Source organism: Pluralibacter sp., from assembly GCF_019237635.1.
Classification (GTDB): Bacteria; Pseudomonadota; Gammaproteobacteria; order Enterobacterales; family Enterobacteriaceae; genus Enterobacter_B.
Map to the genome: position 1 here is coordinate 36,287 of NZ_JAFAGS010000099.1, position 9,911 is coordinate 46,197.

At 54.1% G+C, this 9,911-nt stretch carries 8 protein-coding genes; 6 read left to right on the forward strand and 2 right to left on the reverse strand.

Annotation, left to right across the window (positions count from 1 at the left end):
- Positions 1–21: 21 nt before the first annotated feature.
- Entirely contained in the window at positions 22–879 is an 858-nt protein-coding gene (gene focA / locus JO226_RS11610; RefSeq protein WP_293583024.1) for a formate transporter FocA, read from the reverse strand.
- Between the two features lie 399 nt (positions 880–1,278).
- Positions 1,279–3,045: a 30S ribosomal protein S12 methylthiotransferase accessory factor YcaO gene (ycaO, locus tag JO226_RS11615; protein ID WP_293583025.1), complete on the reverse strand. Its 1,767-nt coding sequence runs from the start codon at positions 3,043–3,045 to the stop codon at positions 1,279–1,281.
- Positions 3,046–3,347: 302 nt separating this feature from the next.
- Between ycaO and serC the strand changes: the two genes are divergently transcribed.
- The 6 genes from serC to JO226_RS11645 form a co-directional block, all read left to right on the forward strand.
- Positions 3,348–4,436 carry a 3-phosphoserine/phosphohydroxythreonine transaminase gene (serC, locus tag JO226_RS11620; RefSeq protein ID WP_293583026.1) on the forward strand — a complete coding sequence of 363 codons (1,089 nt, stop codon included), beginning with the start codon at positions 3,348–3,350 and terminating at the stop codon, positions 4,434–4,436.
- A 70-nt stretch (positions 4,437–4,506) separates the two neighbouring features.
- Positions 4,507–5,790, forward strand: a complete 1,284-nt coding sequence (aroA, locus tag JO226_RS11625; protein WP_293583027.1) for a 3-phosphoshikimate 1-carboxyvinyltransferase — start codon at positions 4,507–4,509, stop codon at positions 5,788–5,790.
- A 178-nt stretch (positions 5,791–5,968) separates the two neighbouring features.
- Positions 5,969–6,652 carry a (d)CMP kinase gene (gene cmk, locus JO226_RS11630; RefSeq protein WP_293583028.1) on the forward strand — a complete coding sequence of 228 codons (684 nt, stop codon included), beginning with the start codon at positions 5,969–5,971 and terminating at the stop codon, positions 6,650–6,652.
- Between the two features lie 125 nt (positions 6,653–6,777).
- Positions 6,778–8,451, forward strand: a complete 1,674-nt coding sequence (rpsA, locus tag JO226_RS11635) for a 30S ribosomal protein S1 (protein ID WP_293583029.1) — start codon at positions 6,778–6,780, stop codon at positions 8,449–8,451.
- Positions 8,452–8,604: 153 nt separating this feature from the next.
- Positions 8,605–8,889, forward strand: coding sequence for an integration host factor subunit beta (gene ihfB / locus JO226_RS11640; RefSeq protein ID WP_013366854.1), 285 nt, complete (start codon positions 8,605–8,607; stop codon positions 8,887–8,889).
- A 230-nt stretch (positions 8,890–9,119) separates the two neighbouring features.
- Positions 9,120–9,911, forward strand: a 792-nt coding sequence (locus JO226_RS11645; RefSeq protein ID WP_293583030.1) for a ComEC/Rec2 family competence protein, incomplete at its 3' end; no start/stop codon positions are given.

A 9,911-nucleotide genomic window follows, 5' to 3' on the forward strand; every position in this document is an offset into this window, starting at 1 on the left:
ATTTACTGCCTGAGACAACCATTAATGATGATTGTCGCCACGCAGGTAAATGACCCAGTATGTCAACCCGACTAACAGACCCCCGCCGATAATGTTCCCAATAGTAACCGGAATCAGGTTATCGGTGATGAAGTTCATCACAGTCAGGTGTGAAAAACTGTCCGGAGTCGAACCAATAGCGGTCCAGAATTCCGGGCTGGCAAAGTTACGGATTACGATACCCATTGGGATCATAAACATGTTAGCGATACTGTGCTCAAAACCGCTGGCGACGAACATCGCAACCGGGAGAACCATAATCATCGCTTTATCCATCAGGCTGCGGCCGGAGTAGCTCATCCACACCGCCAGACAGACCATCAGGTTTGCCAGAATACCGAGGCTCACAGCCTCAATAAAAGTATGATGCATTTTGTGGTCGGCGGTTTGCAGGACGTTGAGTCCCCAACCGCCGTTGGCGGCCATATACTCGCCGGATAACCACATCAGCAGAACAAAGAGCAGCGCGCCAATCAGGTTACCAACATAGACGTTTAACCAGTTTCGCGCCAGTTGACCCCAGGTGATACGACCGCTGGCTTTTGCCACAACGATAAGTACCGTAGAGGTGAACAGATCCGCGCCGCAAATCACGCACAGAATCAGACCCAATGAGAAGCAGATACCGCCAATCAGCTTTGCGATGCCAAACGGCATTGCGGCGGTGCCTGTGGTAGCAGTGATATAGAAGACAAAGGCAATCGAGATAAACACACCCGCGGTAATCGCCAGAAAAAAGGTCGTCATCGGGTGTTTCGTTGCTTTATAGACACCTGCTTCTTCGGCAACTTTCGCCATTGCAGCAGGGAGTAAAAGATCAAAAGGGTTGTCAGCTTTCACACTAACTCTCTCTTTATTAAGTCGGCGACGAGATACTAACAAAGCATTATAGAAGAGAATTTGATGTAGATCATATCTCGCCTGGCTTATAGGCCCGCAAATCGCATGGTTTTTCAGCAATTACGGCGTAACTTTTTGATTATCAAAATAAAAATAAATTTTAAAAATTACAAATGAAGTTGAATTTTTTCCGTAACCCTCCTCTCTGGCAGTTAATTAAAATGGGGTAATATGCATTAAAATTAACAATAGTGATAAGTTATTAATAATAATATTTACGCATAATTAACTTTATTATTACAAATTAGTCGCGGGCGCCGGATAAATAAAAACGGGGCCCACAATGCGGCCCCGTAATATAGCGCAGGCGAATATTTTCGCCATACATTTGTTGTTTCTTTACGCCTTGTCCGCCCAGAATTTCGCCTTGGCGCGCTGCAGTTTCTCGTAGGCTTTCAGCAGCCCCTGATGCGCCGGGAACGCGGTAAGAGAGCTGTCGACCGGTTGCAGGCCGTAGAATGGCGCTTCACCGCTCAGCGCAGCGCTTGCGGCTTCAACAGCCTCTGCGCCGTACATGCGTACAAAGGCGTTCAGGTACTGCAGCGGTTCGCGCTCTTCTTCCTGCGCCAGCAGCAGCAGGGTTTGCAGGCAGCGATAGTAGTTGGCGCGCTCGGCAGAGAAGATAGACGCGTTAAACTCCATGGTCCACTCGGTCCAGATAAGCGCCTGTTCCAGATCGCCGCCCGCCAGCGCCAGCATGGCTTTCAGCTCGCCAATACGCAGGGTATACCAGCCGTTATCTTTACCGGTTGCCAGACCGAGCAGCTCCCGCACGCGGGTGAAGTCATCCAGACCCTCGTCATCCATTTGCTCAATGAGCGCCAGATAGTCTTCTTTTTCCCATTCGCTATTTGGCAACGAGAGAATAGTCTCGCGCAGATGGCTGCCCATATTATTGTTGGCAAGCCACAGGTCTTCCGCCGGATAAATATCGGACATGCCCGGCACCAGAATACGGCAGGCGTAAACGCCGAGATGCTCGTAGTCGGCAATATAGACGTCTTTATCTTCGGTCTGGAAAATCGCCATCAACGTAGCGAACTCTTCTTCGGTGGTGCCGGAGAAATTCCAGTCAACGAACGGATAATCGGCATCCTGCTTGAACAGATCCCAGGAGATCAGACCGCTGGAGTCGATAAAGTGGGTTTCGAGGTTCGCGTGCTCCGCGACTTCTTCATCGTCGAAGGTCGGTGGTGTAAAGACGTCGAGATCTTTAAGACCGCGGCCCTGCAGCAGCTCGGTGACGGTGCGCTCCAGCGCGACGCCGAAGTCCGGGTGGGCGCCGAAGGAGGCAAAGCAGGTGCCGTTGCTCGGGTTAAACAGCACCACACAGATAACCGGGTATTTACCGCCCAACGAGCCGTCGTAGGCGAAAATCGGGAACCCTTCCGCTTCCAGCGTGGCGATGGATTCCACCACGCCAGGATAGCGCGCCATGACCTCAGCCGGGATCTCCGGCAGGCTGATGCTTTCGGCAATGATGCGGTTCTTAATGTGGCGTTCGAAGACTTCGGACAGTCCCTGTACGCGCGCTTCATTACGGGTATTGCCTGCGGACATGCCGTTAGACACGTACAGGTTACCGACGATGTTCATCGGGATATAGACCGTTTTGCCATCGGACTGACGGGTAAACGGCAGACCGCAGATGCCGCGATCGTCGTTGCCGGACTGCAGGTCCACCAGTTGGCTTGCGGTTAGTTGATCGTCAGGATCGTAGAAGGCGCGCAGGCGGGCATCAAGGATGCCTTCCGGCAGTTCGTCGTCTTCGGTCAGCGGGAACCATTTTTCGTTCGGATAGTGGACGAACGGCCCGTTAGCAACGGTTTCACCCAGCCAGAAGTCGGCAAAGAAATAGTTGGTGGACAGGCGCTCGAAGTATTCGCCAAGCGCAGAGGCCAGGGCTGCTTTTTTGGTCGCGCCTTTACCGTTGGTAAAGCACAGCGCGGATTCTTTGTCGCGAATATGCACCGACCACACGTTCGGCACCGGGTTCAGCCAGGAGGCTTCCTCAATATGGAAACCCAGATCGAGTAACTTCTGCTGGAAGCGGGCGATAGAGTCTTCCAGCGCGGCGTCTTTGCCGGGAATAAAGGTTTGGGTCATGGCGGTCACTTTTGTCGTACGGAAAGCGCGCAATCATACGGGGTTTATGTGTCAGGCGCTATCATCCAGACTGGAGGCAATAAAATAAAGGTCTGCGGATATGGGGAAGCGCGCGGGGCGTCGACAGCGGAAATGTCGGTTTTCATCCGTCAAGCTGGCAGATTCTGTTGTGTGATGACGGCCGCATTTAACTGCAGATGACGTTTAGCCATTGCGGCGCGTGTCACTGAATGATAAAACCGATATCCACAGGAATAACTTATGCCTTCGGGTTGATAACGTGTACAGCGTGGTGAGGGGAAATGGCTCAGGTCTTCAATTTTAGTTCAGGTCCGGCAATGCTTCCGGCAGACGTTCTTAAACTGGCGCAACAGGAACTGTGCGACTGGCATGGTTTAGGCACCTCGGTAATGGAAATCAGTCACCGTGGTAAAGAATTCATCCAGGTGGCGGAAGAAGCTGAAAAAGATTTCCGTGACTTGCTGAACATTCCTTCCAACTACAAAGTGCTGTTCTGTCACGGCGGCGGTCGCGGTCAGTTTGCTGGCGTGCCGCTCAACCTGCTGGGCGACAAAACGGCAGCTGATTACGTGGATGCTGGCTACTGGGCTGAGAGCGCAATTAAAGAAGCGCATAAATACTGCACCGCGCACGTGATTGACGCGAAGGTGATGGTCGACGGCAAGCGCGCGGTAAAACCGATGCGCGAATGGCAACTGTCCGATAACGCCGCCTATCTGCACTACTGCCCGAACGAAACGATCGACGGTATCGCGATTGACGAAATGCCGAATTTCGGCAGCGATGTCGTCGTGGCCGCCGACTTCTCTTCTTCTATTCTGTCTGCGCCTGTCGACGTCAGCCGTTTTGGCGTCATCTATGCCGGTGCGCAGAAAAACATCGGTCCGGCGGGCCTGACGTTAGTTATCGTGCGTGAAGATTTGCTGGGCAAAGCCCATAAAGCATGCCCGTCTATCCTCGACTACACCGTACTGAACAACAACGATTCCATGTTCAATACTCCGCCGACGTTTGCCTGGTACTTGTCCGGCCTGGTGTTCAAATGGCTGAAAGAGCAGGGTGGCGTTGCGGCCATGAATCGTATTAATCAGCAAAAAGCAGAACTGCTGTACGGCGTTATCGATAATAGCGATTTCTACCGTAACGATGTGGCGACAGCGAACCGCTCCCGCATGAACGTGCCGTTCCAGTTGGCCGACAGCGCGCTGGACAAGCTGTTCCTGGAAGAGTCCTTCGCTGCGGGCCTGCATGCGCTGAAAGGCCACCGCGTTGTGGGCGGTATGCGTGCGTCCATCTATAACGCAATGCCGCTGGCAGGCGTGAAGGCCTTGACGGACTTCATGCAGGATTTCGAGCGCCGTCGCGGTTAATCGATGTTCTTTGTTCATCCCCGCAGCGGGTCTGCGGGGTTTTTATGTCTGTTTTTGAGAGTTGAGTTTCATGGAATTCCTGACGTTACAACCCATCGCGCGGGTGGATGGCACCATCAATTTACCGGGTTCTAAAAGTGTCTCAAACCGCGCTCTGCTGCTGGCGGCGTTAGCCCGCGGCACGACGGTGCTGACCAACCTGCTGGATAGCGACGACGTGCGCCATATGCTGAATGCGTTGAGTGCGCTGGGAGTTCATTACACCCTGTCGGCCGATCGCACCCGTTGCGAAGTGACCGGCAACGGCGGCCCGCTGCAGGCTGACGATTCGCTTGAACTGTTTCTGGGCAACGCCGGGACTGCGATGCGCCCGCTGGCGGCCGCACTGTGCCTGGGACGCAATGATATCGTGCTGACCGGCGAGCCGCGCATGAAGGAGCGTCCGATTGGCCATCTGGTCGATGCCTTGCGTCAGGGCGGCGCGCAGATTGCGTATCTGGAGCAGGAAAACTACCCGCCGCTGCGCCTGAGTGGCGGCTTCAACGGCGGTAACGTTGCCGTTGACGGCAGCGTCTCCAGCCAGTTCCTGACCGCGCTTTTAATGACCGCGCCGTTGGCGGAGCAGGACACCGTGATTACCATCAAGGGCGATCTGGTGTCGAAGCCGTATATCGACATCACGCTACATCTGATGAAAACCTTCGGCGTGGCGGTAGATAATCAGGACTATCAGCGTTTTGTGGTGAAAGGCGGGCAGCATTATCAGTCGCCAGGCGACTACCTGGTGGAGGGCGATGCCTCTTCAGCCTCGTATTTCCTCGCGGCGGCAGCCATTAAAGGCGGTACGGTGAAAGTGACCGGGATTGGCCGCAATAGCGTGCAGGGCGATATTCGTTTCGCCGATGTGCTGGAGAAAATGGGGGCGACCATCGTCTGGGGGGATGATTTTATTTCCTGTACCCGCGGCGAGCTGAACGCCATTGATATGGACATGAACCATATTCCTGATGCCGCGATGACGATTGCGACCACCGCGCTGTTCGCTAAAGGCACGACGACGATGCGCAACATCTATAACTGGCGCGTCAAGGAGACCGACCGCTTGTTCGCTATGGCGACGGAGTTGCGTAAAGTCGGCGCGGACGTGGAAGAGGGCGAGGATTACATCCGCGTGACGCCGCCTGCCCGGCTGAATGTCGCCGAGATTGGGACTTACAACGATCACCGTATGGCGATGTGTTTCTCGCTGGTGGCGTTGTCGGATACCCCGGTGACTATCCTTGACCCGAAATGTACGGCTAAGACTTTCCCGGACTATTTTGAACAACTGACCCGCATTAGCACGCTTGCCTGACCCCATAGCGCTGCGCCGTCCGGCGCAGCGTTGCGCTTTCTGATTATTCCCTCTGCTCATTTATTCTACACTCACCTTCAATCAGGCTGTAATTTGCAACCAGTATTAACGGTCAAAGGCAATGACGCGTATAATGCGCGGCGTTTATGCAACCGATGCCTTAGTGAAGGAGAAAAAGATGACGGCAATTGCCCCGGTAATCACCATTGATGGACCTAGCGGTGCTGGAAAAGGCACTCTGTGCAAGGCAATGGCGGAAGCGCTGCAGTGGCATCTGCTGGATTCGGGCGCTATCTATCGCGTTCTGGCGCTGGCCGCGTTGCATCATCACGTAGATGTGACCTCCGAAGACGTCCTGGTTCCCCTCGCGGCGCACCTGGATGTCCGCTTCGTCTCGACGAATGGCAATCTTGAGGTCATTCTTGAAGGTGAGGACGTTAGTGCGGAAATCCGTACCCAGGAGGTCGCAAATGCCGCCTCGCAGGTCGCCGCCTTCCCGCGTGTGCGTGAAGCGCTGTTGCGCCGCCAGCGCGCGTTTCGTGAAGGTCCGGGCCTGATCGCCGACGGGCGTGATATGGGCACTGTCGTTTTCCCGGATGCGCCGGTGAAAATTTTCCTCGACGCCTCCTCGGAGGAGCGCGCCCACCGCCGTATGCTACAGTTGCAGGAGAAGGGCTTTAGTGTTAACTTTGAACGCCTTTTGGCCGAGATAAAGGAACGTGACGATCGCGATCGCAACCGTGCGGTGGCACCGTTGGTTCCCGCTGCTGATGCTTTAGTGTTGGATTCAACACGATTAAGTATTGAGCAAGTGATTGAAAAAGCGCTACAATACGCGCGCCAAAAACTGGCTGCTGTTTGAATTAAAGGCAGTAAGCCTCCGAATTTTGTAGTACCCCCGCTGCAACGGAGTGTGAGCGGGTATGTAAAACAACCCCATCCGACATGAAGTCAGATGGACGTTAATCTAACTTTTGAAGATTAAACATGACTGAATCTTTTGCTCAACTGTTTGAAGAATCCCTGAAAGAAATCGAAACCCGTCCGGGTTCCATCGTTCGTGGCGTTGTTGTCTCTATCGACAAAGACGTTGTTCTGGTTGATGCGGGCCTGAAATCTGAATCTGCAATCCCTGCAGAGCAGTTCAAAAACGCAGCCGGCGAACTGGAAATCCAGGTAGGCGACGAAGTTGACGTTGCACTGGATGCAGTGGAAGACGGCTTCGGTGAAACTCTGCTGTCCCGTGAGAAAGCTAAACGTCACGAAGCTTGGATCACGCTGGAAAAAGCTTACGAAGAAGCTGAAACTGTTACCGGTGTTATCAACGGCAAAGTTAAAGGCGGCTTCACTGTTGAGCTGAACGGCATTCGTGCGTTCCTGCCAGGTTCTCTGGTAGACGTGCGTCCGGTTCGCGACACGCTGCACCTGGAAGGCAAAGAGCTTGAATTCAAAGTCATCAAGCTGGACCAGAAGCGTAACAACGTTGTTGTTTCTCGTCGTGCCGTTATCGAATCCGAAAACAGCGCAGAGCGCGATCAGCTGCTGGAAAACCTGCAGGAAGGCATGGAAGTCAAAGGTATCGTTAAGAACCTCACTGACTACGGTGCATTCGTTGATCTGGGTGGCGTAGACGGCCTGCTGCACATCACTGACATGGCCTGGAAACGCGTTAAGCATCCGAGCGAAATCGTGAACGTTGGCGACGAAATCACTGTTAAAGTGCTGAAGTTCGACCGCGAGCGTACCCGTGTTTCTCTGGGTCTGAAACAGCTGGGCGAAGATCCGTGGGTCGCTATCGCTAAGCGTTACCCGGAAGGTACCAAGCTGACCGGTCGCGTGACCAACCTGACCGACTACGGCTGCTTCGTTGAAATCGAAGAAGGCGTTGAAGGCTTGGTACACGTTTCCGAAATGGACTGGACCAACAAAAACATCCACCCGTCCAAAGTTGTTAACGTTGGCGACGTAGTGGAAGTTATGGTTCTGGACATCGACGAAGAACGTCGTCGTATCTCCCTGGGTCTGAAGCAGTGCAAATCTAACCCGTGGCAGCAGTTCGCAGAAACCCACAACAAGGGCGATCGCGTTGAAGGTAAAATCAAGTCTATCACTGACTTCGGTATCTTCATCGGCCTGGATGGTGGCATCGACGGTCTGGTTCACCTGTCTGATATCTCCTGGAACGTTGCAGGCGAAGAAGCAGTTCGTGAATACAAGAAAGGCGACGAAATCGCTGCCGTTGTTCTGCAGGTTGACGCAGAGCGTGAGCGTATCTCCCTGGGCGTTAAACAGCTCGCTGAAGATCCGTTCAACAACTGGGTTGCACTGAACAAGAAAGGCGCAATCGTAAACGGTAAAGTCACTGCAGTTGACGCTAAAGGCGCAACCGTAGAACTGGCTGACGGCGTTGAAGGTTACCTGCGTGCTTCTGAAGCTTCCCGCGACCGCGTTGAAGATGCGACTCTGGTTCTGAGCGTTGGCGATGACGTTGAAGCTAAATTCACCGGCGTTGATCGTAAGAACCGCGCAATCAGCCTGTCTGTTCGTGCGAAAGACGAAGCTGACGAGAAAGATGCAATCGCTTCTGTGAACAACAAGCAGGAAGACGGCAACTTCTCCAACGCAATGGCTGAAGCGTTCAAAGCAGCTAAAGGCGAGTAATTTACTCTGAATCGTTCGGGTTTCGGCCCGAACGATGAGTAGAGGACTTGACAGATTACAGGATTCGTCCTGTAATCAATGACAAAGGGCGGCTGCGGCCGCCCTTGTTCAAGCTGTTAGCTATTACTTTCCTGAAAGGAAACCGGAGGAATCATGACCAAGTCAGAGCTCATTGAAAGACTTGCTAGCCAGCAATCTCACATTCCTGCGAAAGCGGTAGAAGATGCTGTTAAAGAGATGCTGGAACATATGGCCTCTACGCTGGCCCAGGGTGAGCGCATTGAAATCCGCGGTTTCGGTAGCTTCTCTTTGCATTACCGTGCCCCACGTGTTGGGCGCAACCCGAAGACAGGCGATAAAGTCGAGCTGGAAGGTAAATACGTTCCGCACTTTAAGCCGGGTAAAGAATTGCGCGATCGCGCCAATATTTACGGTTGAGTTATTGTCAGCACGCTGCTGTTAAAACTTGAGCGCGAAAAAAGCACCTGCGGGTGCTTTTTTCATTTCTGTCTCTGGCCAGAGACAGCGTAGTGGAACCGCCGCAGTGCAGGTACTGAAACGCTCTGCAATGTTGTCTTATTTTTTCCGCGCTTCGCCGCAATCCCTTGAAAACAGACCAGACATTATCCTGCTGACGCCGGACACTTGGCCTGGAAGGAGGGAGTGTCATGCGTTTACCATCGCTTGCCGTCTGCGTTATTGGCGGTATTTCACCGCTTGTCGTCTTACCGTCGCTGCCCGGCGTTGCCATTATCGGCGTGCTTACCCTGTTTGCCTGCCTGTTGGCTTTTCTCCGCAAACCCGTCCTGCGCTATACGGGGGTGACGTTGTTGTGCTTTTGCTGGGCCGTACTGTCGGCGCAGCAGGTGATATGGCCGGTTCAGCGGCTGACGGGGAACGCGCAAACGGTTGATGTCATTATTCGTAGCACGGACGGGCAAACTGTCCATCAGGGGGACATCGTCAGCCACCGCGGGAAACGGCTGTTTCCCGCTCCCGCCATTAGCTTGTTTGGCGGGCCGTTGACGCCGTCGGTGTGCGCGGGCCAGCGCTGGAGAATGACGATTCGCGCCAGGGTGGTGCACGGACAGTTAAATGATGGCGCGTTCGATGCGCAGCGCTACGCGTTTTCCCGGCACAGCATACTCAGCGGCGCCATCCTTTCCGCCACACCGCTTGATGCCTCCTGCTCCTGGCGGGCACGCTACCTGGCGTCGCTACAGCAAACGCTGGCGCCGTTTTCCTGGCGGCTGGTCATCATCGCACTGGGGATGGGAGAACGCTTGTCGTTACCGCCTGAGGTCAAGGCCATTATGCAGCAAACGGGAACAATGCACCTGATGGCGATTTCCGGTTTGCATATTGCCTTAGGCGCGCTGCTGGGTTCACTGCTGGTTCGGGGAGTCCAGCGCCTGCTGCCGGGACGCTGGATAAACTGGCGGTTACCGCTGGCGGCAGGT